The organism is Brevibacillus gelatini (genome assembly GCF_050920745.1).
Taxonomy (GTDB): Bacteria; Bacillota; Bacilli; order Brevibacillales; family Brevibacillaceae; genus Brevibacillus; species Brevibacillus gelatini.
In genome coordinates this window covers 2,319,363-2,342,115 of sequence record NZ_CP154342.1, presented here as the reverse complement: position 1 = coordinate 2,342,115, position 22,753 = coordinate 2,319,363, and the positions used below count along the sequence as shown (strand labels likewise).

Here is a 22,753-nt window from a genome sequence, read left to right as displayed (position 1 = left end):
GAATGAATCAGGGAATCATTCCGATACAGGAAAAACGACAATACAAAGGCTGGAGGATGACGCAGACGTGGGAACATTTGCTGTTCGCGCACTGGGCCGTTTCGCCCAAGGCACTGCGCGGACTGATTCCGGCAGGGCTGGAACTCGATACGCATGATGGGTTTGCCTGGATCAGCGTCATTCCGTTTCTGCTCACCAGAGTCCGTCTCCGTCACCTGTTTCCGGTCCCGTATGTCACGACCTTCCCCGAAATCAATGTACGAACCTATGTAAAGGCAGGTTCGACACGAGGCGTCTACTTTTTGTCATTGGATACCTCTCATTTGCTCGTGACGGGCATAGCTAAATATTGGTATCGCCTACCCTATTATCATGCGAGGATGGATTTTCGGCCCCACGCGACCCGCATCGATTTTCAATCGGAGCGACGGCCGGAAAAGACGCCTGCGTTTTGCGGCAGCTACTGGCCGGTGTCCGAGCCTGCTCTTGCCGGCGAAAACACGTTGGAGCACTGGCTGACCGAACGCTATACCCTTTTTTGTCAATGCAAGAAAACAAAAAGACTTTACTATGCCAACGTCTACCATGAGCCGTGGATGCTGCAGAGAGCCGATGCGCATATCCAGGCAAACTCCATGCTGTCACCGTTATCCCTGACTGTCAGTGAGAAGCCTGACCTGATGGTGTACGCTCGCGGGGTAGAAAGCTACATCTGGCCGCTGGAAAGACTCTCCCTGCCTGAAGGGGAACGGAGCCAATGAAGTGGCTTGTATGCTTGCTTTGCCTGTGCGCGTGCTTGCTTGGCGGGTGTTGGGACCGCGTTGAAATCAACGATATTGCACTCGTGACCGCAGCCGCCATCGACTTGTCTACACCCGACGTCATCGAGCTGTCTGTTCAGGTGTTTATCCCGCGTTCAGTCAGTGAAGGAAATGGTTCCGAGGAAGCGATGACGATCATTCGTACGGAAAAAGGCGACAATATTGCCGATGCGATGTCAAAAGTGCAGCTGAATGTGCCAAGGAAAGTGTTTTGGGGCCATTGCAGGGTGTATATTTACGGAGAAGCGCTGGCCAGGCACGGCTTGAACGATTTCGTCGACTTTTTTGCGCGTCACCCTGAGCCGCGCAACCGCGCCTATGTATTTGTGAGCAAAGGGAAAGCGCGCGATATTCTGCAGGTAATGCCGCCACTCGAACGATACCCCGCCGAAGTCGTTCGCAAGCTGTCGGACATGCATGTCGGGATTAACGTCACGCTGTTGGATCTGCAAAAAATGTTTGCTGCAGGCACAGATTCCATCGCCTTGCCGATGGTGGAGCTCATGAAGCCGCCCAATGAAGAGCGGCCCATGGAAACAAACCCGTATTTATCGGGGACGGCTGTCTTCCGGAACGGCAAAATGATTGGCACCCTGTCCGCCCAGACGACGAAAGGGCTTATCTGGCTGAGGGACGAAGCCTTCCGCATGACCGTGACAGGCAAGATCACGCAGGAACGGGGCTTAGTGACGTTCAGGTCGATTCGGGAAAAGACCAGGCTGAAGCCCCGGATCGAAGACGGCAGATGGAAGATGCTCGTCGAAATCGACACCGTGGGATCCATCGAGCAAAACGGAACGAGACTGACCTTGGACACACCCGAACAGATCGCGAAGACCGAAGCGGGCGTGAGCAAAGAAATCGAATCAGAAGTCCGGCTCGCGCTCCAAGAGGTGCAAAAGGAGTTAAAGGTAGATGTACTGAATTTCGCCCGACAGTTTCATCGAAACTACCCGAAAGAGTTTGCCGCAGTACGAGAGCACTGGAATCAGGTGTTTTCCGAAATCGAAGTGGACCTCAATGTGAAGGTCAACGTCAGGCAGACGGGCCTGATTGCTGTGCCCGCTGGCTTGCCCAACTCCGATGTAAAGCGTTGATGCGGAAGCGAGCCAACAGAAAAAGCAAAGAAGACAGGCTGATGCGCGGCTCATGGCATCAGTCTTTTTGGCATGCAGACTTGCCTGCTGCGGGACGGATCGGTAAGATAGGAGAATGACACTTTTTCGATAAAACAGGGAGGATATGGTATTTGTTATGGGGCGAAAAGAACGAATAGCAGAGCTCGACCTCATTCGTGCCTTTGCCTTTCTCGCGGTCGTCTATCAGCATGTGATCGGCGTCTTTATCAGAGAGAAGGGCTTGAGTGAACAAACTGCTATCGTATACGGAATGTTGTTTCATTTGTTAAAATTCGCCGTTCCGGCATTTATTTTCATTACCGGACTGGTCTTGTTTTACAACTATTACGAAAAAGTCAACTACCTTGCTTTCATGCGCAAGCGGGTGAGGGAAATTCTGATTCCATACGGGATCTGGTCGGCCATCTACATGTCGTTGCAGACGAAGCCGCTGGGCGAGGGCAGCGCCTTTTTGTGGACAGTCGCCAAAAACCTCGTGACGGGAACGGCGTCCTATCACTTGTGGTTTGTCGTAATGATCTTCCAGTTTTATTTGCTATATCCACTGTGGCAAAAGCTGTTTCGATGTTTGTATCGCCTGGTCACGAGCCGCATCCGCTTTCTTGTGCTCGGTGCAGTTGCTGCGTGCGTGTATGCGGGTCTGATGTGGTTTTCCGCCCGCTATATTCCGGCGCACCCTGGCCATTTTGACGGGGGCTGGTTGGAAGCGTACTTTATCAAGTACCGCGACCGCAACAGCTTCTATTACTTCTTCTACTTTTTGCTCGGCGGTGTGGCTGCCGTCGCCCTGCCGGCTTTCAGGGACAGCCTGCGCAAGCGCTGGCCGCTGATCGTGACGGCGTTTTGCCTGTTGTACGTCTGGATCGGCTACGAGCTGTTCCGCGACTCCAAGAGCGGCACGATCAATTTGAATGTCGCGACCTCCCTGAAGCCGTCCATGTTTTTCTACACCGTCGCTTCGCTTTTGGGCGTGTACGGCCTGGCGCTTTGGCTCGGGAAAAAGAAAGCGGCTTGGACACACTTGCTCGGGCTTGTCGGAAAGTATTCGTACGGCGCGTATTTGCTGCACGCATTGATTCTCACCTATTTGATGAAGGGGCTGCGCGCCGTTGAGCTGTTTCACACCGGGTTCGTCGGCAGCCTGGTCGTTTTTGTCCTTTGTGCGGCTGTCTCGTTTTTGCTGTCGTACGGGCTGGGCAAGCTGCCATTTGGCGCTCTGCTCGTGGGCGCAGCCGAGAAAAAACGGGTAAGCGCGCCTGCGCCAAAGCAACTGCAAAACGCCGGGTAACGTAAAAAAGGGAAGCTGTTTTGCGGTTCGCTGCCAGCCGTTTTCGCGCTTTGACGGAAAACGGGCGAGAGATTTTATCGCAGAAAAAGGAATTGGGGCGTGGCGGATGGAAAAAAGTAGGAGAAAGAAGGGAGGATAAGATCACGCATGCTCTTCGCCTACATTCAGTTGGCCCTATCAATGGCATTGGTAGGCATGAACATTTCCATCGGGAAGGAAATTGTTTCACACGTCCCCGTCTTTTTGTTTTCCGAACTGCGCTTTTTAATCGCGATCATCATTTTGCTGCCGCTTTTGGCCTTGCGCGGCGAGTGGAAGACGTCGTGGAAAAAGAAGAGGGAAGCGTTTTGTTCTGGCAGTCGTTTTTCGGGGTGTTTCTGTTCAGTATTTGCATGCTGTACGGCGTCCAATGGACTACCGCGACGGCAGCAGGGATCATTACCAGCACGGTTCCGGCCTGCATTGCGCTTTTTTCCTTTTGGCTTTTGAAGGAAAAGCTACAGGTGAACAATGTCGCAGCAATCGTCCTCTCGGTATGCGGCATCGCCCTGATTACATTTACGGGTGGATCAGGCGTACAGACGCTTGCGAGCATGTTCGGCAACCTGCTTGTCTTTTTGGCTGTAGTGAGTGAAGCGCTGTTCACGATTTTCGCCAAGCGGTTGTCGGGCAAAATCACGCCGTTCCAAATGACCGCCGCGATCAATGTCATCAGCTTCGTCATGTTTTTGCCGTTTGCCGCCTGGGAGGGGATTCGCTTTGACTGGGGACTGGTTCCCGCCCATATTTGGTGGCTGCTCGTCTACTATGCCGTGACGGCCAGCGTCCTGTCCTTCTTTTTATGGTACAACGGAGTCGCCAAGGTCGAGGCGTCCAAGGCCGGCTTGTTTACCGGGATGATGCCGATCAGCGCGGCGCTCGTCGCTGTGCTGTTTTTAGACGAAGCGTTCACCTGGCTGCACGGCATCGGCATGCTGCTCGTGCTTGCCTCCATTTTCATCGGTACACAGCAGCCAAGGCCAAAAGGGATCACCTTGGAACGGTAATCGCCACACCATGTACCTGCGGGTTTGGTCACGCTCTTTGGAAATAAGGAGCACCAACATGTCCATAGCAAAAAAGCGCTTTGGCTTCGGGGCCAAAACGCTTTTTTCTTACGCAAATTTTTTATTTCGCCAGGGCTTTTTCCAAATCTTTCACACCGCTGTAGATCAAATCGAACAGGTCGTCGATGTTGCCTTCCTCGATGCAAGAGAAGGCGATGCGCAGATCGGTCTGGCCGAGGGCGATTGTGCCTACGCCGTATTGATCCAAAAGATGCTGTCGGAGTGTTTCCGCATCGACGGTTTTCAGCTTGAGGCACATGAAGTAGCCGGAGTTGAACGGATAGTAGCTCCAGGCGTCGTCGTACTTTCCGCTGTCGAGCAGTTTTTTCACGCGGTTGGCGCGGCTTTTCATGATTTCGTACTTTTCCTGCTTCTGCGCCTTGAACTCCGGAGAGGTGAGGGCATGCAGAACGAATGTTTGCGATGGGTGCGCTCCGCTGGAGATGGTAGCGCGGATGACGCCCAACGTTTTTTGCTCCAGGGCGGCCAACAGGTCGCTGGAAGGAGCAGCGTAAGTGATGAAGCCTACGCGGAAGCCCCAGACGTACTCTTCCTTGGTCGCTCCGTCGACCTTTACAGGGAGGATGCGCGGATGCACGTTGTAGAGGCTTGGGAACAGCGACTCGTGCAAAGAGTCCTCGAAGAACAGGCCAAAGTACGCATCGTCTGTCACCGCAACGATGTTGATGCCAGCTTCTGCGCCTTCCTTGAGCGCTGCGACGATTTGACGGCCTTCTTCCGCGCCCGGCGTGTAGCCTGTCGGGTTGTTCGGGAAGTTCAGGACGACAATCGCTTTTCCTTTATCTTTTTGCGCCAGGATCGCATCGCGCAATCCGGTGGCATTAAATTTCATCTCGTCGTTATACAATGGATAGTAGACCATTTCGGCACCACGGCGGATGGAGAAGGTCAGTTCGTAGTTTTCCCAGTTTTTGTCCGGGATAATCACGCTGTCGCCGCTGTCAGCAAACAGGTCGGCCACGATGCTGAGCCCGTGTGTCAGAGCATTGGTGACGATCGGGTTGCTGAAGGAATAGTTTGCCAGAGCAGGTTGTTCCTCAATCATTTTTTGCCGCCATGCTGCGCGAAGCTCAGGTTTTCCGGCAGGAGGAGCGTATTCATACAAATCTTTCGGCTGGTAGGCAGACAGTTTGTCTTGAATGACCTTCAGATGCATAGGTTGTCCGTTTTCCAGCGCGATGCCGATGGTGGCGTTGTATTTTTTCGCTTTTGCTTTCGCTTCAGCCGATTGGCTCAGGATGCCCTCTTTTGGAAAGTAAATCAGCTTGCCGATGTTGGACAGCATGTCAAAAACGTGTGGATTTTCCCGCTGAATCGTGTCATTCAGCTGTGATGCCAGTGAATGCATGGTAGCCTCCCTCTTCCTTTGGAACATCTGTTTAACTTCATCTAACTTCATCAATAAAGATAGCGCATCTACATGCATTTGTCATCTAGCAGGCGGGGATTTTTCAGATTTTTACGGATGGCTTTGACAAGGAACGAAAACCTTTGCTACGGTGGAAGCACATAAAGGGGCAGGGGGGAATTACGATGGCAGAACGGACAATCGTACGACTTGGCGATCCGATTTTGCGCGAAAGGTCAAAACGAATTTCATCCATGACTCCTCATATGGAAATGATCGCGGAAGACATGAAGCATACGCTTTACGCGAAAAAAGGGCGGGCCGGACTGTCGGCCGTTCAGATCGGCGTACCGCTGAGACTGGTCGTCATTGATGACGGCAACGGCCTGATCGAGCTGATTAACCCGGAAATAGTGGAAATGAGCGGCATGCAGGTCGGCCCGGAGGCTTGCCTGTCCATCCCCGGGGTAGTAGGGATCGTCAGCCGCTCGCGCTATGTAAAAGTGAAGGCGCAAAACCGCAGGGGCGAGTTCTTCGTTTTGGAAGCGGAAGATTTTCTTGCCCGCTGTGTGCAGCACGAGATCGACCATCTCGAAGGCATTTTGTTCATCGACCACGTCGAAGCGCTGTACTCTGCCAAAACCGGAAAGCCGCTCAGGCAAAAGGAAGCCAATGCCATTTTGGCCTACAAAAGAGAGACGTACCGCAAAGCATAAAAATCGAAATCGTTTGGCGACAGCAAGGAGAATGACGAATGAAGCGTTGGAACATCGTACTGACAGGATTCGGAACAGTAGGCAAGCAAATTGTGCGGCTTCTCGCACAACGCCAGGACAGGTATCGCAAGCTGTACCAGGCAGACGTCCGGCTGGTCGGAGTGGCCAGATCCAATGGGGCGATTTACAATCCCGATGGCCTTGCAGAAGAACAGCTGGAAGCGCTTGCGAAGTCCAGTCTGCCAAAGCTGCGGGACTGGGACGGGGAAAAGTGGCTGTCGAGCGTAGAAGCGGATGTGCTGATTGAGGCCGGACCGTCTGATGCAAAGACAGGGGGACCTGGCCTTCGCTACATCCGTCAGGCGCTTGCGGGCGGCATGCACGCGATTGCTGTGTCCAAGGGCGCGCTTGTCGTCGACTACAGAGGCTTGTCGGCCCTGGCGCAAGCAAACGGCGTACAGTTGAAAATCAGCGGCGCAACAGCCGCTGCATTGCCGACGATCGACTTGTTCACCTACAATCTGGCGGGCTGTGAAATCAAGCACGTTGAGGGCATTTTTACGGGAACGACCAACTTTGTGTTAACGAGCGTCATGGAGGAAGGTATCACGAGCGAGGAAGCGATTCGCCGGGCGCAAAAAATGGGCATCGCCGAACCGGACCCGACCTACGACATCGACGGCTGGGATACCGCATCAAAAATCGCCATTTTGGCCAACGCCGTATTTGACGCAAAAGTCAACCTATCCGACATTCCGCGAGCGAGCGTGCGCGACTTGTCCCCGGAACAGATCGCGGGGTGGAAACGCGCTGGTCAAGTACCAAAACTGATTGGCACGATCAGACGGACAGCAGACGGCGTAAAGGCAGCAGTTGAGCTTGTCGCAGTTGAGGCCACGCACCCTTTTGCCAGGGTAAACCAAACGACAAAAGCCATCCGGGTAGAAACAGACGTCATGGGCGAATTGCTGGTAGTGGGAGGAAAGTCGGACCCTGTTGCAGCAGCGGCAGCAGCGTTGAAAGACCTGGAGCATTTGCTAGGCAGATAGCAGGGATGTTTGCACCGCCATCTGCCGCTTCCAGCGATCGGCAGGCATGATTCGGCTTTGTTTTCGCGCATACTAGAAACGTGCCACGCACAAATAGCAGCGAGGGGGACTATACGGATGAAGCAATCGTCTGATGTCAATGCCGAACTGCAACAAGTCTCTGCCTATCCAACCAAGCAGGAGATGAACCAAAAGGACGTCGCTCTGTTTGAGGAGCAGAAAGACTGCGGCTGTACCCTCAAAGCGAAAAACGCGGCAAATACGGAGCAAGGATAGCTCCACACGAAAAAGCCGGGCCTCTTTTTCGAAAAGAGATACCCGGCTTTCGTGTACGAGGCTACGCGATGCTTGGCGCAGCCATGTTTTTATCCGATGAATTCCTGAACCCAGTAACCGTTCGTGTAGCCGACACCAATCTTGGTGAATGCCGGGTTCATGATATTTTTGCGGTGGCCTTCACTGTTCATCCACTGGGTCATCACTTCTTGCGGAGTACGCTGACCCATGGCAATATTTTCTCCTGCTGTCATGAAGGAAATGCCGAATTGCTTCATCATGTCAAACGGAGAGCCGTACGTTGGGCTGTTGTGGTCAAAGTAGTTGTTGTTTGCCATGTCCGCTGCCTTGGCGAGCGCTACTTTGGACAGGGCCGCATCCATTGTCACAGGCGCAAGTCCTGCTTTGGCGCGTTCCTGGTTCACCAGATCAGCAACCTGCTTGGCGAAGTCGCCAGCTTGTACCTGTCCTGTCTGGTTCGCTGGAACAGTCGGCGTGACGTTCTGGGCCGGTTTGGCCGGAGCTTGCGGTGTTGGTTGCGCTTGTTTTTGCACTGGCTGCTTTTGCACAGGTGCAGGATTCACGGGTGAAACAGGCTGTTGTTGCTGCGCATTTGGTGCAAAAGGAAGCTGACCCATATATGGAATCCATTGATATTGGAATTGGTATTGCGTGCCAGTTGCTGGTACCGGGCAATTTGCCGCAGCGGATGCAGATGGGGTAAATCCAGTCAAAGCCAAGCCCAATCCCAGAGTCATCGCGATGGCAGCAGCTCCAATACGTTTCATATTCACATCGTCTCCTTTTTTTGGCCTACGAGGTTAGTTGTCGGATTCGGATTGAGGAAACAACCCTACGCTCCTTCGAGCGATTCACCCCTCAGTGGGCACGTGACCCACAAAAAGATCCCCCGCACTTCCATTCGCAGGAAGTTTCGGCTTGTTGGTTTGGCATGAACCAGAATATCAGACAATCCCGCCCGAAATAAAGGAGTAATATCTGCCAAACCGCTGGAAACGCTGGAACTACTAGGCTTATTCGTCCTCGTTCTCAGGCTCGTTCCACGCTGTCAATCCACCGAGCAGCGCTTTTGCTTCATATCCATGCTGGCGCAAAAGAGCAGCCGCTTTTTGTGCCTTGTTTCCCGACGTACAGATGGTAATGATCTGCGCGTTTTTCGCGACAGAATCTGTTTCTTCATCTAAGGGCTTGTCTTGTTCAAGCATGTGCACATAAGGAACGTTTTTGGTTGCGGCAAATTCGCTTGTGAGAGTGCCTGCCTGGAATTTTGCCTCGTCGCGGACGTCAAGGATGAGCACGGGTGTACGTTTTTCCAATAGCTCGATTACTTCTTGTTTCGTCCAGGTGTCTTTTTGCATTTGTCATCCCTCCCGCTTGTATTGTAGCAGTTCCTTTTCTCGTAGAGTAGCAGGGAATGGTTGATTTTTACGCTCTGGATATGTTATAGTGAAATTGCTACTTGAGTAATGGAGCCTTATCCTTCGAGGTGAATGCTGATGGATCACGCTTTTGAATTCCCGATTCACACTGGCGCGGTCATCGGAGCCGCAAGGATGGAAGAGAGGAAGGGCTTTCGTCGTTTTAGGTTTTCAAAACGTTTTGGTTTTTACACGGCAGTTCCGTCTTGTGATATTTTCATTTTTTCGAAGTAGATCAACTTCACATATCATCAAGGCATATCGCGCTTTGCCATGGGGTATTTCTTCATGATATGTGAACTTTATTTGCTTCGGTAAATATGACTAGCATATTCAAATTGAATTTTGGAGGTTTTCTCATGCAAGTGATCGGAACAGTAAAATGGTTTAACGCAGAAAAAGGTTACGGTTTCATTCAAGTAGAAGGCGGAGACGATGTATTCGTACATTACAGCGCAATCCAAGGTGAAGGTTTCAAAACTTTGGAAGAAGGCCAACGCGTTGAGTTCAACATTGTAACTGGCAACCGTGGTCCTCAAGCGGAGAACGTAGTAAAACTGTAAGTCTCCTTAAGAAAAAGAAACTGTCCGTCAGCGGGCAGTTTTTTTCTTTTCTCCACATTGTTTTAACCGAAACGGATGGGTAACTGGTCGTGAACCAAGATGATTGGGCTTCGGGTTGACGCGCGGAGCTTGTCATTGACGGCAACTGGACTGTCCGCTAAAATTTTGTAGACGTCGGAAAATTTTTCCTGGCGTCTTTTTTTCTACTGGATGCTGTTTACATCAAATAGAGCGGAGGAGTGAACGAGGTGGAAGAGTGGTTGCTGACATTACAGCAAACGGTTCCGTTGTTGCAACAAGCCGAACGAGTCGTCGAAATCAGAAAAGGACTTTCAACGGATCGGAAGTATCGCGTCGACTTGGCGGAAGGCGGTTCGGTTGTCCTGCGAATGGCCCGTTACGAGCAGGCGGAGCAAAAAGAAAAGGAGTTTGCTGTATTGCAGTCCATGCAGTCTTTTGGGGTCAGAGCTTCCAAGCCGCTTGACTTTGGCGTGCGCAAACAACTGGGGATTTGCTACATGATCGTCTCGTACATCGAAGGCGAGGAAGCGCGGGAGGTATTGCCGACTCTCACAGACAGCGAGCAGCAAGAGATCGGTTTCCAGGCGGGGCGTGATTTGGCCCGGATGCACCAGCTCGCAGCGCCTGCGACAATATCGGCTTGGGCTTCGCGTTGTGTGGAGAAACATCGAAGGTATGTGGAAGCATACAGGTCCTCTGCTGTGCAGTTCAAAGATGACGAACGCATTTTGGCATTCATTGAACGGCACTTGTCAGAGCTCGCGGGACGGCCGAACGGCTTTTTGCATGACGATTTTCACGTTGGAAACCTGATCGTTCACAACCACAGCTACGCGGCCGTGATCGACTTTAATCGCTACGACTGGGGCGACCCGGTGCATGAGTTCGTCAAGCTCGCTTTTTACAGCAAAGAAGCAAGTATTCCGTTTTGCAATGGGCAACTGGCAGGCTATTGGAATCAGCAAGAGATTCCCGACTCTTTCTGGACGCTTTACAACGTGTACACGGCGATGGCTATATTTTCCTCGCTCATCTGGACAGAGCGGACAATCCCCGAGCTGTTGCCGGACATGATGAAGCGGATTGAGACTATTGTTGAAGAACACGATGCGTTTACGAGACTTATCCCGCGCTGGTATAGCTGGATAAAATAAAAAAAGAACTATGGAAGCGAATCCATAGTTCTTTGTAGAGGGGAAACGAGAATTACAGACAGCCGTCGATTTCTACAGTGAGCAGCTGGCTGGGCAGAACAGACAGACCGTTGACTTGACCACCGCCGATGGAAGTACGGCCGTATGTGGTCAGCAGTACATTTTCACGGTTGCCGTTGCGGCCGACAATCAGGCGCACTTCGTAGTGGTTCGACGCAGTAACTGCTGCATTGAGTGCAGTCCGTGTGTTGGCGGCGAGAGTTTGGGTGACGTCAAGCAGTGTACCGAGCGGGTTTGTTTGTGTAACGGCTGTGCCCCAGTTCAGGACCTGCACACGCACTTCAACCGGTTCGTCATTGAGGTTGACCAAATCGATGTGCGCAGTGAGAGTAGTGTTAAGGTTGTTTTGCAGGATACCGGTAGTGCGGACGGTCGTTCTTCTTGGTCGTTCTCCCCCGAAATTGTTGGTGCTTTCGAACTCCATTTCAGACATCCCAGATCACTCCATTTCTTGTTGTTTAAATAGTGGGACAATACTACAATATTGAGTCTCGTCTCCATTTGAAACGGCGAACGTAATGGGACGAGGAACCATTTCTGATAGAAAGCGGTGAAATCGGATAAGCGAGGCTTCTACGACGGATTAAGCGGCTACCAGCTATCCTGCGAAGCGCAAATGGCGGTCGCCATATTCCGGGCGGCCAACGAGCAGCTTGCTGCCGTCCTCGCGGAATGCGGCTCTGGACGCGAGCTTGCTGCAAGCGGGTATCCGCAGGATGTTCAGATCGCAGCCGAATGAAACGGTAGCCAGACCGTTCCGCTCCTGGGTGATGGTGAACTCCGGTGCAGATGCGGTCATGTTCATTGTTCCTCCTTTTTGCTCATGGACTTGCAGGGCAATTTCAGTACATGCTCGTAAGTTGAGCACATCACATACGACTACTATGTTTTATTTCCCGGTCTACACTTTTTTTCTGGTTTAAAGCTTATTGAAACAGAGCATGAAGGTAGTCAGAACGGCAGCTTGCCCAAAAAGAGTTGAATTGTTTGGAATATTGTAACAATCTTGGACAGCTTATGGCTAATGATGAAAGGGAAATGTTGAAACATGTCGAATGTGTAAACATGACAACTTGGCATGAGTCCAAAATTTTTGGTTCAGGCAGCAAAGGAGTTTAGTGGAATGGATCATTTCTCTCATCTTTCGCAGAACGATTGCCATTCATGCAGCAAATCTTCGATTCCACAAAACGATGATTCTCCCGGCATCTCTTTGAAAGGAAATCCAGAAGTTTTGGCTCAAATGAACATGATTAATTTGACGCAAAAAGACCTGGAGCTGATTGCAGAGCTTCGTCCGGTGGTAGTGGCACAAATTGAGCAGATCACAGCGTCGTTCTATGAATCGATTCTGCATGTGGATTCGTTAAAGGAAATTATTACGAGCCATACAACGGTCAACCACCTGCGCCAAACATTGTCCCACCACCTCATGGAAATGTTCAACGGGCGCATCGATGAAGCTTTTATCGAAAAACGGATGCGCATTGCCACGGTGCACAAAAAGATCGGGTTGCCCTCGAAGTGGTACATGGGCGCGTTTCAAAACTTGCTGTGCACGCTGCTTCGCATCGTCGACGGATTGCAAGGCATTCGCCCGGATTGCTCCGCGCTTGCCCAGGCTGTCACCAAGCTGCTCAGCCTGGAACAGCAGTTGGTGCTGGAAGCCTACGAGATTCAGACGCGGATGGAGGAGCAACGATCGAAAGCGATTATTGAATATTACGCGCTTCACGATGACCTGACTGGCTTGCCAAACCGGAGGATGCTGCATCAGACGCTGCAGAAGACGATTGAACAGAGCGGGGAGGATGATTCCCGTTTTGCTGTGCTCGTGGTGGACATTGATCGGTTCAAACTGATTAACGATTCGCTTGGACACACGTACGGAGATCGTTTTTTGCAAGAGGTCAGCAACCGCATTCGCAAAAGCACGGAAGGCTTTGACGTCACGATTGCGCGAATGGGCGGGGACGAGTTTACGCTGATTTGCAAAAACGTGTCCTCCGACCGGGATTTTACGGAACTGGCAGAGCAAGCCGTCAAGGAGATTGAGATTCCGTACCGTCTGCAGAGCATCGATTACTATGTCTCAGCCAGCATCGGTATTGCCATTTATCCCGATCACGGCACAACTGTCGAAGAATTGCTGAAAAATGCCGACGCAGCCATGTACGAGGTGAAGAAAAACGGCAAGAACGGCTACCAGCTGTTCTCCAACGAGCTGGACAATCAACTGCTGCTGCGCTTCGAGATGGAAAGCGACTTGCGCAAGGCGATCAAGGAGAATGAGCTTACGCTGCATTACCAGCCGCAGGTGCAGGCCCTCAGCAATGAAGTAATCGGCGTGGAAGCACTTGTTCGCTGGAATCACCCGACAAAAGGGATGCTTTCGCCCGGCCTTTTTATTCCGCTGGCGGAGGAAACCGGGCTGATCTACGACATCGGAACATGGGCACTGCGGGAAGCGTGCCGGCAGATGAAAGAATGGCACGATGCAGGCGGCCCGCTCATTCCAGTATCTGTCAACTTGTCCTCGCGACAGTTCCACCAGGCGAATCTGGTTGAATCCATTCGCGACATCCTGGAGGAAACCGGGCTGGAAGCGAAATATCTGGAACTGGAAATTACCGAGAGCATGATGATGGACCCGGACCTGTCCACGGAAATTCTCAACAAGCTGAACGATTTTGGGGTAAGAATCAGTCTCGACGATTTTGGGACCGGATACAGTTCTTTGAGCTATCTCAAGCAACTGCCCATTCACAGGCTGAAAATTGATCGCTCCTTCATCACCGATATTACGCAAAATGCGAGCGACCAGGCGATTGTGGCGACCATCATCGCCATGGCGAAGCATCTGAATATGGAGGTGATCGCGGAAGGAATCGAAACACAGGGGCAGCTCGATTTCTTGACAGAAAACGCCTGCAAGGAAATTCAGGGCTATTATTTCAGCCGACCGCTGCCAGCAACAGAAGTAGAAGAGACTTTTTTTGTCCCGTACAGACAGTCCCGATCTTTTCTGCGAGAGTGAGAGCGGATGTATGGAATGGAATCATTTTGCAATTCCTGATACAATAAAGAGAGTCCCTTCGGGGGCTTATTTTTCTAAGGAGGTATTTTCATTGGAAAACAAGGCGTTCATCAAACTCGTCCATGAAAAACAACTGGGGGGTGACATTTATTATGAACCATAGTGTTTTGCAAGGGACGAGAAAGCATCTGATTAACCAGCTTGTATTTTTTGATGAGCAATATTCGCTCTTTTTCGATCATTATGTCCGCGATTATGGAAGAGAAAAACAAACGATTGATGAAATGATCCAGCGCTACAAGCAGACGTTGGAACAGTTGCTCGCCCAAGACGACAGCGCGTTGTTTGCGTCGCTGAAAGCAGTGACTTTGCTTGGCAGCAGCGTGAAGGTGCGATTTGAAGAGGATGGCTTTGAGGAATCATTCACGGTGGTGTACCCCACTGATATTGATCCGGATAACAACAGAATTTCATTCTTGTCGCCCATCGGCAGACAACTGCTGCTGACTGCTCCGAACGATTTGCTTGATCTGGAGAGTCCGGTCGGCAGGCAGCAGGTGCAGGTACGGGAGATAAGCTTTACATATATGGGCGATTTTTCAATGTAATCGTCATGGGGAAGGGAAAAGGTGCTAACAGTCCGGTTAGTGCCTTTTCTTTTTCCAAAAAAAACAGAGGACATCATCCTCTGTCTACTTGGCATTTTGCCCATCGCCGCAATTGAATTGCCACTCAATGCCGAACTTGTCGACGAGGCTACCGTAGGCTTTGCTCCAGAATGTTTCTTGCAACTCCATGCGGACCGTCCCGCCTTCTTTCAGTTTGTCAAAGTAGCCTTTCAACTCGTTGTGATTGTCGCTTATGACCGCCAGGCTGAAATTCGTTCCTGCTGCATACGGCATTCCCGGAAACGCATCGGAAAACATGACCGGGCTGCCGCTGATGAGAAGCCGCGTGTGCATGACGAGATTTTTCGCTTCTTCCGGCAGCGGATAATTCGGGTCTTGCGGCGCCTCGCCATAGGTCATGATCTGCGGTGCTTCCGTCTGGAATACTTGCGCGTAAAACTGTACCGCTTCCAGGCAATTGCCGTTGAAGGTGAGGTAGGCGTGGACAGGCATGTACGGTCCTCCTTGTCGGTGATGTTTTTTCAATCTCTCCTATGATGGAAATATTTCCTGGTAAATATACGTGACGGGCTATGGAATGAGGTTGCCAGCCGCTTTGTAGATGCGGTACCATTCCTCACGGGTCAAGGTCAGGTCGGCCCCTTTGCAAGCGTCCTTGAGCCGTTGCACATTGGTCGTTCCGAGCACCACCTGAATATTCGCCGGATGGCGGGTGATCCAGGCGACGGCGATGGCGGTGCTTGTTACCTCGTATTTTTCTGCGATGCTGTCGATCACCTTGTTCAGCTCAGGGAAATGGATCAGATCGCCGAGAAACGGGCCTTTGAACACGCCGTGCTGGAATGGCGACCACGCTTGCAGCGTGATGTCGTGCAAGCGGCAGTATTCCAGAACGCTGCTGTCGCGGTTGAGCGATTGGTCTGTTTTCATGTTCAGCGTGATGCCGGAATCGATCACGGGTGTGTGCACGATACTGAACTGGATTTGATTGATGACAAGCTTTTGCGGCAGGAACTTTTGCAGCAGCGCAATTTGCGCCGGGTTATGGTTGGACACTCCGAAATAGTTGACCTTGCCCTGTTCTTGCAACTTCTGAAAAGCCTCCGCGACTTCCTCCGGCTCCATCAACGGATCAGGGCGATGGAGCAGCAGAATATCCAAATATTCTGTTTTCAACCGTTTCAAAATCCCGTCGACCGAGGCGAGAATATGCTCCTTGGAAAAATCGTAGTAGTTTTCCTTGGCGCGAATGCCGCACTTGCTCTGCAAAATCATTTTCTCGCGAATCGCAGGGCTCATTTGGATGGCTGCGGCAAAGTGCTCCTCACAGCGGCCATCCCCGTAAATATCTGCATGGTCAAACAGATTGATTCCTTCTTCAAGCGCCGTGCGAATCAATTTTTCCGCTTCCGTCAGGGAAAGCTGGGTGAGGCGCATGTTGCCCATAATCATGTTGGAAGCATGTAGTTCAGTGTTTTTGATCGAAAAATACTTCACGTCCATTCCTCCATCCACTTATTGCTCCATGAATGTTTCGGCAATCGTGATCGTTCTCCCTGCCGCTATTTGATTCCAAGCCCGCGTTTTTTGCGCACGAGCGTCGAGATATTGACGCCGAGCTTGTCAGCACATTCCTGCATCGTGCTTGTTTCTTTCAGTACGCGCTGAATGTACTCCCGCTCGAACCTTTCGACCGCTTCCTTGAGCGAGATCGGCTGCTCCAGCTTGGCCAGGTGAAGCGGAAGTGAGCTGTGCTGCGAGCTGCGAATCGAGGCGGGAAGCTGGTCGTACGTGATGCGGCCATTTTCGCACATGTGATAGGACCGTTCCACGACGTTTTTCAGCTCGCGGACGTTTCCCGGCCAGTCGTAGTCGACGAGTGCTTCGAGCGCGTCGGTTTCGAGCCGCATTTCCTGCTGGTATTTCCACTCCAGCTTTTTTAAATAGTAGAAAATGAGCGCGGGAATATCCTCGCGCCGTTCGCGCAGCGGCGGGATGGTCAGCGACAGCACGTTCAGCCGGTAATACAAGTCCTGACGAAACTGTTTTTGCTCGACCATCGCCTCCAGGTTGCTGTTGGTGGCGGCGATGATGCGCATATTGACCTGGCGCGACGTTTTTCCGCCCAGCCGTCTGATTTTTCCGTCCTGCAAAACATTCAGGAGCTTGACCTGCAAGGGAAACGGTAAATCTCCGATCTCGTCGAGAAAGATCGTGCCGCTGTGCGCCAACTCAAACAAACCCTCTTTTGCCTGGCTCGCTCCGGTGAACGCGCCTTTTTCGTAGCCGAACAGCTCCGATTCCAGCAGATGGTCGGGGATGGCCCCGCAGTTGATCTTGATAAACTCGCCCGAGCGCCCGCTCTGTGCGTGAATGTAATTCGCCAAAACGTCCTTGCCGACCCCGGACTCGCCGAGCAGCAAAATCGGGGAATCGTTGGCCGCAAAGCGATTGGCCAGCGAGACGATTCGGTGCATCAGGCTGCTGCGATAGATGATCTGACCGCCCGAGTCGATGTCGTTTTGAATCTGCTCCAGGGCGCGTTGGAAGGTCGAATTGATCTGCCGCGTTTCCTCCAGCTCCTGCTGCAGCTTGTTCAGCTCGGTAATATCGCGGACATTGCCGACGACAAACAGCAGTTCCCCGTTTTGGTCGAGCAGGGGGGTTGCCGTATTGATCGCCGTCCGGCCGTTGGCGTAATGGATCACGACGCTGTGCGTCTGCTTGGTCGCGATCGCTCTTGCGGCAGAGGAGTCGGGAACGATGTGCATTTCTTTTTGTTCAATATAGCTGAAGTTGTTCAGAATATCAGCAGGAATTCCGGTAATGCTCAAATAGGCGTCGTTGTACAGGAGTACATAGCCGTTGCGATCACAGATCGCCAGGCCGTCGTGGGAGGTTTTGAAGATGGTCATAATCAGCTGGACGAGCTCCGTGTTGTCGCTTCCTTGAAAAAACCTGGTCTGATACATGGTGTACCCCCTTGTTGCTTGTTTGCAAAATAATCAGAATTGAGCATCAATGCGCAAAAATGCATATGCAAAAATAATCAACGACAGCATCCGATATGAAGAAACCGCTTTCAAGCGATTGGCACGAAGTTTGCTAATACTTATGGATAACGATGCGAAAAAGCGAGGGATGTTACATGTCTTCATTATATCAGGTATTGACTCCTGCGGGAGAGTTGACAGAGCCGATCGACGGGCGACTGGACGAATCTGTGATGATAAACATGTATGAACATATGGTGCGGGTACGCCTGTTTGACCGCAAGTCGATTCATTTGCAGCGCCAGGGCCGGATGGGAACGTACGCTCCTTTCGAAGGACAGGAGGCTTCGCAGGTCGGCAGCGCGATGGCACTCAAGCCTGGTGACTGGCTGTTCCCGACTTACCGCGATCATGCAGCGGCGATTGTGCACGGACAATCCATGGCCCGCGTATTTTTGTACTGGATGGGCCATATGGAAGGGAGCATCAGCCCGGAAGGATTGAATATCATGCCGCCATGCGTACCGATTGCGACACAAATGGTGCATGCAGTGGGCACAGCGTGGGCGAGCAAGCTGCAAAACGAGCAGCATGTCAGCCTGGCCTACTTCGGCGACGGGGCGACGTCAGAGGGCGACTTCCACGAAGCGCTCAACTTCGCCGGGGTGTTCCAGACGCCGACAATCTTCTTCTGTCAAAACAACGGCTATGCGATTAGCGTGCCTTTTTCCCAGCAATCTGCTTCGAAAACGATTGCACAACGTGCGATTGCCTATGACATTCCGGGCGTGCGCATCGACGGCAACGATGTGTTCGCGGTCTGGCTAACCGTGAAAGAAGCGGTGGAACGGGCGTTGAACGGCCAGGGGCCAACCTTGATTGAAGCGGTGACATACCGGTACGGTGCTCATACGACCGCAGACGATCCGAAAAAGTACCGCGATCAGGAAAAACTGGCGGAAGAGTGGAGAAGCGAGCGCGATCCGATCCAGCGTCTGCACACATTCCTCGTCCGTCGCGGGCTGTGGAACGAGGCCAAGGAAGCGGAGCTGATCGCCCGGGCAAATGAACAGATCGATGCAGCACTGGTAGAAGCGGAGAGCTATCCGAAGTCCCGTCCGGAAGACATGTTCAAGCATGTGTACGAAGAGCCTGTCTGGATGGCAGTGGAGCAGGAAGGCGAGCTTGCAAAACCAGCGAAGAAGGAGGACATCCCGGCATGAGTCGCAAACTGACGATGATTCAGGCAATTACGGAAGCAATGGACCAAAAGATGGCAGAAGATTCGCGCGTCATGCTGCTCGGCGAGGACGTCGGTGTGAACGGAGGGGTTTTTCGCGCGACCGAGGATTTGATTCACAAATACGGGGCAAATCGCGTCGTCGATACGCCGCTGTCCGAGGCGGGCATCATCGGGGCAGCCATCGGGCTTGCCATGAACGGGCTGATTCCGGTCGTCGAGATTCAGTTTCTGGCCTTTATTTATCCCGGTTTTGAACAGATTGTGTCCCATGCAGCGCGGATGCGCTACCGGACGCGCGGCCAGTATCATGTACCGATGGTCATTCGCACGCCATACGGGGCTGGCATTCGCGGGCCGGAGCTGCACTCCGAGAGCGTCGAGACGTTTTTTGCCCACGTGCCAGGGCTGAAGGTAGTCGCTCCGGGCACGCCGTATGATGCCAAAGGCTTGCTGATCGCGGCCATGGAAGATCCCGACCCGGTCATCTTTTTGGAGCCGACCAAGCTGTACCGGGCGTTCAAGGAAGAAGTTCCCGAAGAAATGTATCGCGTCCCCATCGGGAAAGCAAAAGTGGTACGGGAAGGAACGGATATTTCCATTTTTGCCTGGGGAGCCATGCTGCGCGTAGCTGAGGAAGCGGCAAAGCAGATGGAGCGTGAGCAGGGAGCGAGCTGTGAAGTCGTGGACTTGCGGACGATTTACCCGCTCGATCGCGACACGATTGTCCAATCGATCAAAAAGACCGGGCGTGCTGTTGTCGTCCACGAGGCGCACAAGACAGCAGGCATCGGAGCGGAAATCATCTCGATCATCAACGATGAGGCGCTGATTTACTTGAAAGCCCCCGTGAAACGGATTACAGGCTTTGACGTGCCTGTTCCGCAGTTTAGCATCGAGGACGATTATTTGCCGACGCCGGCACGCGTCAAGAGCGGCATTTTGGAAACGCTTACGTTTTAGCGCAAAGGAGCGAGGAACATGGTGGAGTTCAAACTCCCCGATGTGGGAGAAGGCATGCATGAAGGGGAAATCCTCAAAGTGCTGGTTCGCCCTGGCGAACGAGTCGTCCAGGACCAGCCAGTCATTGAGGTCCAGACCGACAAAGTCAACGCAGAGCTGTCCGCTCCGGCAACCGGGGTCGTCCAGGAAATCCGCATCGCCGAGGGCGACACGGTCGAGGTGGGCACGGTACTTTTGGTGATCGACACAGGGGCAGCAAGCGGAGAGGGAGCGGAAGCGAAGCCGGCTTTTACACCTGCACCTGTGCCGGAAAAGCAATCGACCACTGCGGTACCGACTCGGCACGGCGCGCGCCGGGCCTTGGCGACGCCGTACGTGCGGCAGTTGGCGCGCGAAATGAAAATCGACATTGAACAGGTAAGCGGCACGGGGCCAGCCGGACGCGTCACGGAAGAAGATTTGCACAAGTTTGCCAGTGGTGGACAAAAGCGTGCGCTGCAAGAAGTATCAGCGACGGCTTTTGCTGCGGCTCCCGTGACCGAGCCTGCGGGTCCCGTAACGTCAGCAGCCGAACGCAAGACGGCAGAACCGGAAAAGCCAGGGCAAAAGCAAGCATCGTCCATGCCAGTAAGCGGGGGCGATCAGCTGATCGAGCGTCTGCCGCTGAAAGGCATCCGCAAAAAAATCGCGGAGCACATGGTCAAATCCGTAACGATCATCCCGCATGTTACCTCCGTCGACGAAATCGAAATGGATCAGCTTGTGGCCCTGCGGGAACAGTTGAAGCCGCATGCCGAGAAGAAGCAGGTCAAGCTGACGTTTTTGCCGTTTTTCATCAAGGCGCTGGTCATCGCCTTAAAGGAATATCCGGTCATGAACGCTTCCATCGACGATGCCAGCAACGAAATTTTGCTGAAGCGCTTCTATCATATCGGGATCGCAACCGATACGCCGGACGGGTTGATCGTGCCCGTCATCAAGGATGCCGACCGCAAATCGATTTTTCAACTGGCAGCAGAGATCAAGCAGCTGTCGGAGCTTGCGCGCGAAGGCAAGCTGACACTCGATCAGATTACAGGCGGGACGTTCACGATCAGCAATGTCGGACCGATCGGCGGCCTGCAAGCGACACCCATCATCAACCATCCGGAGGTTGCAATTTTGGCCCTGCACAAAATGGAAAAGCGCTGGGTCGTGCGCGAAGACGTAGGCGTCATCCGGCAAATGATGAACATATCGCTGTCCTTTGACCACCGCCTGATCGACGGCGTGACGGCAGTGCGCTTTACCAACCGGATCAAGGAACTGCTCGAAGATCCGAATCTATTGTTCGCGGAGATGGTCTAAATGGTAGTCGGAGAAATCGCAATCGAAACAGATGTTGTCGTCATCGGAGGCGGCCCCGGCGGATATGCAGCGGCCATTCGCCTTGGGCAGTTGGGCCAATCGGTCGTCCTCGTGGAAAAAGAGGCGCTGGGCGGCGTGTGTCTCAACCGGGGCTGCATCCCCTCCAAAGCGTTGATTCATGCCGCAGGCGAGTATGAGAAGCTCGCTGGCCTTGGCAAGCTGGGCATCAGGCTTCCTGAGGGAAGCGCGGCGTTTCACATGCCAGACTGGCAGGCGTGGAAAACATCCGTCGTTACGCAATTGAGCCAGGGGGTGGAGCAGCTTTGCAAGGCAAATGGCGTGACAGTGGTCAAAGGCTCTGCCACGTTTCTGTCCGCAGACCGGATCGGTGTCGAGACGGGCGGCGATTTTGAAACGTACAAGTTCCGCCAGGCGATCATTGCCACTGGCTCCCGCCCTTTTGCACCGAAAGCTTTGGCGCCGAACCATGAGCGTATTCTGGATTCCACGGACGTGCTGAACCTGCACGAGCTGCCGGAGTCGCTTGCGATCATCGGCGGTGGTTATATCGGGATGGAGCTGGGCATGGCGTTTGCCAAACTGGGAACGAGCGTGACTGTCGTGGAAGCAGCCCCAGGCATTCTGCCGCAGACAGCGCCACACTTGACGCAGGAAGTGCGCAAGCAGGCGAAAAAGCTGGGAATGACCATAAAAACGGCGACAAAAGTAGAGGAAATCTCGCACAACGCTGACCAGGTGGTACTGACCGTCCTCTCCGAGCCGCACGGACGCGAAGAGATCGCGGTAGACAAAGCATTGGTGACGATTGGCCGCGTGCCGAACACGGGCGACATCGGTCTGGGGCAGGCAGGCGTTGTGATCGATGAAAAAGGCTATATTCCCGTCGATGCCGAGTGCCGCACCAACCAGCCGCACATTTTTGCCATCGGGGATGTCACGCCCGGTCCTGCACTGGCGCATCGCGCAGCGAAGCAGGGCATCGTGGCCGCCGAAGTCATCGCGGGCTTGCCAAGCAGCGTGGACTCGCCGTATGTGCCGTACGTCATTTTTACCGATCCGCCGATTGCTGGTGTCGGCCTGACGCGGGAAGAAGCGGAAGCGCAGGGGTATCGGGTCATGGCGGCGTCGTTCCCGTACCGGGCAAACGGCAAGGCACTTGCCATCGACGAACGGGAAGGCTTTGCAGAAGTGATCGTCGAAGAGGAAACCCATCTCCTGCTTGGCATGCACGTAGTCGGTGCAGATGCGCCGAACCTCATCGGCGAAGGCGTACTGGCTCTGGAGCTTGCGGCCAGAGTCGAAGATTTGGCTCTTACCATCCACCCACACCCGACCTTGAGCGAGGTGTGGCTGGAAGCAGCGGAAGCCGCACTTGGACACGCCATCCACATCGTCAACAAAAAATGAGCGAAAACCTCCTTGCTCGCGACTGGAACGCGAAAGGAGGTTTTTCTTGTCTGTCCGAAAGTATATCTTTTCCAGCATGAAAGCAAACTAACTGGAAATGGCACGTTCGGCTGCA

At 53.0% G+C, this 22,753-nt stretch carries 22 protein-coding genes, 1 pseudogene and 1 riboswitch; of the genes and pseudogenes, 15 read left to right on the top strand and 8 right to left on the bottom strand.

Features of this window, described 5'->3' with window-relative positions; translation table 11 throughout:
* Positions 1–2 precede the first annotated feature (2 nt).
* The 4 genes and pseudogenes from AAFJ72_RS11410 (at position 3) to AAFJ72_RS11395 (ending at position 4,294) form a co-directional block, all read left to right on the top strand.
* Positions 3–761 (top strand): YqjF family protein, encoded by a 759-nt coding sequence (locus AAFJ72_RS11410; protein WP_122903788.1) that lies wholly within the window; start codon positions 3–5, stop codon positions 759–761.
* On the top strand, positions 758–1,918 hold the full coding sequence (locus AAFJ72_RS11405) for a Ger(x)C family spore germination protein (RefSeq protein WP_432774064.1): 1,161 nt from the start codon (positions 758–760) through the stop codon (positions 1,916–1,918). Before AAFJ72_RS11410 ends, AAFJ72_RS11405 begins: the two co-directional genes overlap by 4 nt.
* Positions 1,919–2,063: 145 nt before the next feature.
* On the top strand, positions 2,064–3,248 hold the full coding sequence (locus tag AAFJ72_RS11400; protein WP_432774063.1) for an acyltransferase: 1,185 nt from the start codon (positions 2,064–2,066) through the stop codon (positions 3,246–3,248).
* 147 nt (positions 3,249–3,395) lie between these two features.
* A pseudogene (locus AAFJ72_RS11395) lies at positions 3,396–4,294 on the top strand (DMT family transporter).
* Positions 4,295–4,415: 121 nt separating this feature from the next.
* On the opposite strand, the gene AAFJ72_RS11390 reads toward AAFJ72_RS11395, so the two are convergent.
* Complete coding sequence (locus AAFJ72_RS11390) at positions 4,416–5,723, bottom strand: aminotransferase class I/II-fold pyridoxal phosphate-dependent enzyme (RefSeq protein WP_432774062.1); 1,308 nt, start codon at positions 5,721–5,723, stop codon at positions 4,416–4,418.
* A 185-nt stretch (positions 5,724–5,908) separates the two neighbouring features.
* Here AAFJ72_RS11390 and def point away from each other — a divergent pair, with 185 nt between their 5' ends.
* The 3 genes from def (at position 5,909) to AAFJ72_RS11375 (ending at position 7,764) form a co-directional block, all read left to right on the top strand.
* Positions 5,909–6,439: a peptide deformylase gene (gene def, locus AAFJ72_RS11385; RefSeq protein ID WP_432774061.1), complete on the top strand. Its 531-nt coding sequence runs from the start codon at positions 5,909–5,911 to the stop codon at positions 6,437–6,439.
* Positions 6,440–6,477: 38 nt separating this feature from the next.
* Complete coding sequence (locus AAFJ72_RS11380; protein ID WP_432774060.1) at positions 6,478–7,488, top strand: homoserine dehydrogenase; 1,011 nt, start codon at positions 6,478–6,480, stop codon at positions 7,486–7,488.
* Positions 7,489–7,605: 117 nt separating this feature from the next.
* The gene (locus AAFJ72_RS11375; RefSeq protein ID WP_170163397.1) at positions 7,606–7,764 is read left to right on the top strand and encodes a hypothetical protein; all 159 of its coding nucleotides are present in this window, start codon (positions 7,606–7,608) and stop codon (positions 7,762–7,764) included.
* Positions 7,765–7,853: 89 nt separating this feature from the next.
* On the opposite strand, the gene AAFJ72_RS11370 is transcribed toward AAFJ72_RS11375, so the two are convergent.
* Together AAFJ72_RS11370 and AAFJ72_RS11365 are read right to left on the bottom strand one after the other, a co-directional pair.
* Positions 7,854–8,552 carry a CAP domain-containing protein gene (locus AAFJ72_RS11370; RefSeq protein ID WP_122903795.1) on the bottom strand — a complete coding sequence of 233 codons (699 nt, stop codon included), beginning with the start codon at positions 8,550–8,552 and terminating at the stop codon, positions 7,854–7,856.
* 7 nt (positions 8,553–8,559) lie between these two features.
* Positions 8,560–8,714: riboswitch (cyclic di-AMP (ydaO/yuaA leader) on the bottom strand.
* A gap of 84 nt (positions 8,715–8,798) precedes the next feature.
* Complete coding sequence (locus tag AAFJ72_RS11365) at positions 8,799–9,143, bottom strand: rhodanese-like domain-containing protein (protein ID WP_432774059.1); 345 nt, start codon at positions 9,141–9,143, stop codon at positions 8,799–8,801.
* A 419-nt stretch (positions 9,144–9,562) separates the two neighbouring features.
* On the opposite strand from AAFJ72_RS11365, the gene AAFJ72_RS11360 reads away from it, so the two are divergent.
* A complete protein-coding gene (locus AAFJ72_RS11360) occupies positions 9,563–9,766 on the top strand; it encodes a cold-shock protein (RefSeq protein ID WP_122903797.1) in 204 nt (67 codons plus the stop codon).
* Between the two features lie 248 nt (positions 9,767–10,014).
* On the top strand, positions 10,015–10,941 hold the full coding sequence (locus AAFJ72_RS11355) for a phosphotransferase family protein (protein WP_432774058.1): 927 nt from the start codon (positions 10,015–10,017) through the stop codon (positions 10,939–10,941).
* Between the two features lie 52 nt (positions 10,942–10,993).
* Here the strand turns inward: AAFJ72_RS11355 and AAFJ72_RS11350 are convergent, their stop codons facing one another.
* Both AAFJ72_RS11350 and AAFJ72_RS11345 read right to left on the bottom strand, forming a co-directional pair.
* Positions 10,994–11,434, bottom strand: a complete 441-nt coding sequence (locus tag AAFJ72_RS11350; RefSeq protein WP_432774057.1) for a hypothetical protein — start codon at positions 11,432–11,434, stop codon at positions 10,994–10,996.
* Positions 11,435–11,599: 165 nt separating this feature from the next.
* Positions 11,600–11,800, bottom strand: a complete 201-nt coding sequence (locus AAFJ72_RS11345) for a hypothetical protein (protein WP_432774056.1) — start codon at positions 11,798–11,800, stop codon at positions 11,600–11,602.
* A 324-nt stretch (positions 11,801–12,124) separates the two neighbouring features.
* On the opposite strand from AAFJ72_RS11345, the gene AAFJ72_RS11340 reads away from it, so the two are divergent.
* Together AAFJ72_RS11340 and AAFJ72_RS11335 are read left to right on the top strand one after the other, a co-directional pair.
* Positions 12,125–14,038, top strand: a complete 1,914-nt coding sequence (locus AAFJ72_RS11340) for an EAL domain-containing protein (RefSeq protein WP_432774055.1) — start codon at positions 12,125–12,127, stop codon at positions 14,036–14,038.
* A 152-nt stretch (positions 14,039–14,190) separates the two neighbouring features.
* Positions 14,191–14,646 (top strand): GreA/GreB family elongation factor, encoded by a 456-nt coding sequence (locus AAFJ72_RS11335; protein ID WP_432774054.1) that lies wholly within the window; start codon positions 14,191–14,193, stop codon positions 14,644–14,646.
* Positions 14,647–14,730: 84 nt separating this feature from the next.
* Here AAFJ72_RS11335 and AAFJ72_RS11330 read toward each other — a convergent pair whose 3' ends face one another.
* The 3 genes from AAFJ72_RS11330 to AAFJ72_RS11320 all read right to left on the bottom strand — a co-directional run bounded on the left by AAFJ72_RS11330 (position 14,731) and on the right by AAFJ72_RS11320 (position 17,639).
* Positions 14,731–15,159: a VOC family protein gene (locus tag AAFJ72_RS11330; protein WP_432774053.1), complete on the bottom strand. Its 429-nt coding sequence runs from the start codon at positions 15,157–15,159 to the stop codon at positions 14,731–14,733.
* Between the two features lie 78 nt (positions 15,160–15,237).
* Positions 15,238–16,164: an aldo/keto reductase gene (locus AAFJ72_RS11325; RefSeq protein WP_432774052.1), complete on the bottom strand. Its 927-nt coding sequence runs from the start codon at positions 16,162–16,164 to the stop codon at positions 15,238–15,240.
* A gap of 65 nt (positions 16,165–16,229) precedes the next feature.
* The gene (locus AAFJ72_RS11320) at positions 16,230–17,639 is read right to left on the bottom strand and encodes a sigma-54 interaction domain-containing protein (RefSeq protein WP_432774051.1); all 1,410 of its coding nucleotides are present in this window, start codon (positions 17,637–17,639) and stop codon (positions 16,230–16,232) included.
* Positions 17,640–17,815: 176 nt separating this feature from the next.
* Between AAFJ72_RS11320 and pdhA the strand changes: the two genes are divergently transcribed.
* The 4 genes from pdhA to lpdA are packed head-to-tail and all read left to right on the top strand — an operon-like array spanning position 17,816 to position 22,638.
* Complete coding sequence (gene pdhA, locus AAFJ72_RS11315) at positions 17,816–18,883, top strand: pyruvate dehydrogenase (acetyl-transferring) E1 component subunit alpha (protein ID WP_432774050.1); 1,068 nt, start codon at positions 17,816–17,818, stop codon at positions 18,881–18,883.
* Positions 18,880–19,863: an alpha-ketoacid dehydrogenase subunit beta gene (locus AAFJ72_RS11310; RefSeq protein WP_122903805.1), complete on the top strand. Its 984-nt coding sequence runs from the start codon at positions 18,880–18,882 to the stop codon at positions 19,861–19,863. Before pdhA ends, AAFJ72_RS11310 begins: the two co-directional genes overlap by 4 nt.
* Positions 19,864–19,881: 18 nt before the next feature.
* Entirely contained in the window at positions 19,882–21,210 is a 1,329-nt protein-coding gene (locus AAFJ72_RS11305; RefSeq protein ID WP_432774049.1) for a dihydrolipoamide acetyltransferase family protein, read from the top strand.
* Positions 21,211–22,638, top strand: a complete 1,428-nt coding sequence (gene lpdA / locus AAFJ72_RS11300; RefSeq protein ID WP_432774048.1) for a dihydrolipoyl dehydrogenase — start codon at positions 21,211–21,213, stop codon at positions 22,636–22,638.
* Positions 22,639–22,753: the final 115 nt, after the last annotated feature.

What these genes read in the sequence shown, in the direction of transcription:
- AAFJ72_RS11410 (WP_122903788.1), top strand. Translation starts at nt 3, where the DNA reads ATGAATCAGGGAATCATTCCGATACAGGAAAAACGACAATACAAAGGC.
- AAFJ72_RS11405 (WP_432774064.1), top strand. Translation starts at nt 758, where the DNA reads ATGAAGTGGCTTGTATGCTTGCTTTGCCTGTGCGCGTGCTTGCTTGGC.
- AAFJ72_RS11400 (WP_432774063.1), top strand. Translation starts at nt 2,064, where the DNA reads ATGGTATTTGTTATGGGGCGAAAAGAACGAATAGCAGAGCTCGACCTC.
- AAFJ72_RS11390 (WP_432774062.1), bottom strand. Translation starts at nt 5,723, where the DNA reads ATGCATTCACTGGCATCACAGCTGAATGACACGATTCAGCGGGAAAAT.
- def (WP_432774061.1), top strand. Translation starts at nt 5,909, where the DNA reads ATGGCAGAACGGACAATCGTACGACTTGGCGATCCGATTTTGCGCGAA.
- AAFJ72_RS11380 (WP_432774060.1), top strand. Translation starts at nt 6,478, where the DNA reads ATGAAGCGTTGGAACATCGTACTGACAGGATTCGGAACAGTAGGCAAG.
- AAFJ72_RS11375 (WP_170163397.1), top strand. Translation starts at nt 7,606, where the DNA reads ATGAAGCAATCGTCTGATGTCAATGCCGAACTGCAACAAGTCTCTGCC.
- AAFJ72_RS11370 (WP_122903795.1), bottom strand. Translation starts at nt 8,552, where the DNA reads ATGAAACGTATTGGAGCTGCTGCCATCGCGATGACTCTGGGATTGGGC.
- AAFJ72_RS11365 (WP_432774059.1), bottom strand. Translation starts at nt 9,143, where the DNA reads ATGCAAAAAGACACCTGGACGAAACAAGAAGTAATCGAGCTATTGGAA.
- AAFJ72_RS11360 (WP_122903797.1), top strand. Translation starts at nt 9,563, where the DNA reads ATGCAAGTGATCGGAACAGTAAAATGGTTTAACGCAGAAAAAGGTTAC.
- AAFJ72_RS11350 (WP_432774057.1), bottom strand. Translation starts at nt 11,434, where the DNA reads ATGTCTGAAATGGAGTTCGAAAGCACCAACAATTTCGGGGGAGAACGA.
- AAFJ72_RS11345 (WP_432774056.1), bottom strand. Translation starts at nt 11,800, where the DNA reads ATGACCGCATCTGCACCGGAGTTCACCATCACCCAGGAGCGGAACGGT.
- AAFJ72_RS11340 (WP_432774055.1), top strand. Translation starts at nt 12,125, where the DNA reads ATGGATCATTTCTCTCATCTTTCGCAGAACGATTGCCATTCATGCAGC.
- AAFJ72_RS11335 (WP_432774054.1), top strand. Translation starts at nt 14,191, where the DNA reads ATGAACCATAGTGTTTTGCAAGGGACGAGAAAGCATCTGATTAACCAG.
- AAFJ72_RS11330 (WP_432774053.1), bottom strand. Translation starts at nt 15,159, where the DNA reads ATGCCTGTCCACGCCTACCTCACCTTCAACGGCAATTGCCTGGAAGCG.
- AAFJ72_RS11320 (WP_432774051.1), bottom strand. Translation starts at nt 17,639, where the DNA reads ATGTATCAGACCAGGTTTTTTCAAGGAAGCGACAACACGGAGCTCGTC.
- pdhA (WP_432774050.1), top strand. Translation starts at nt 17,816, where the DNA reads ATGTCTTCATTATATCAGGTATTGACTCCTGCGGGAGAGTTGACAGAG.
- AAFJ72_RS11310 (WP_122903805.1), top strand. Translation starts at nt 18,880, where the DNA reads ATGAGTCGCAAACTGACGATGATTCAGGCAATTACGGAAGCAATGGAC.
- AAFJ72_RS11305 (WP_432774049.1), top strand. Translation starts at nt 19,882, where the DNA reads ATGGTGGAGTTCAAACTCCCCGATGTGGGAGAAGGCATGCATGAAGGG.
- lpdA (WP_432774048.1), top strand. Translation starts at nt 21,211, where the DNA reads ATGGTAGTCGGAGAAATCGCAATCGAAACAGATGTTGTCGTCATCGGA.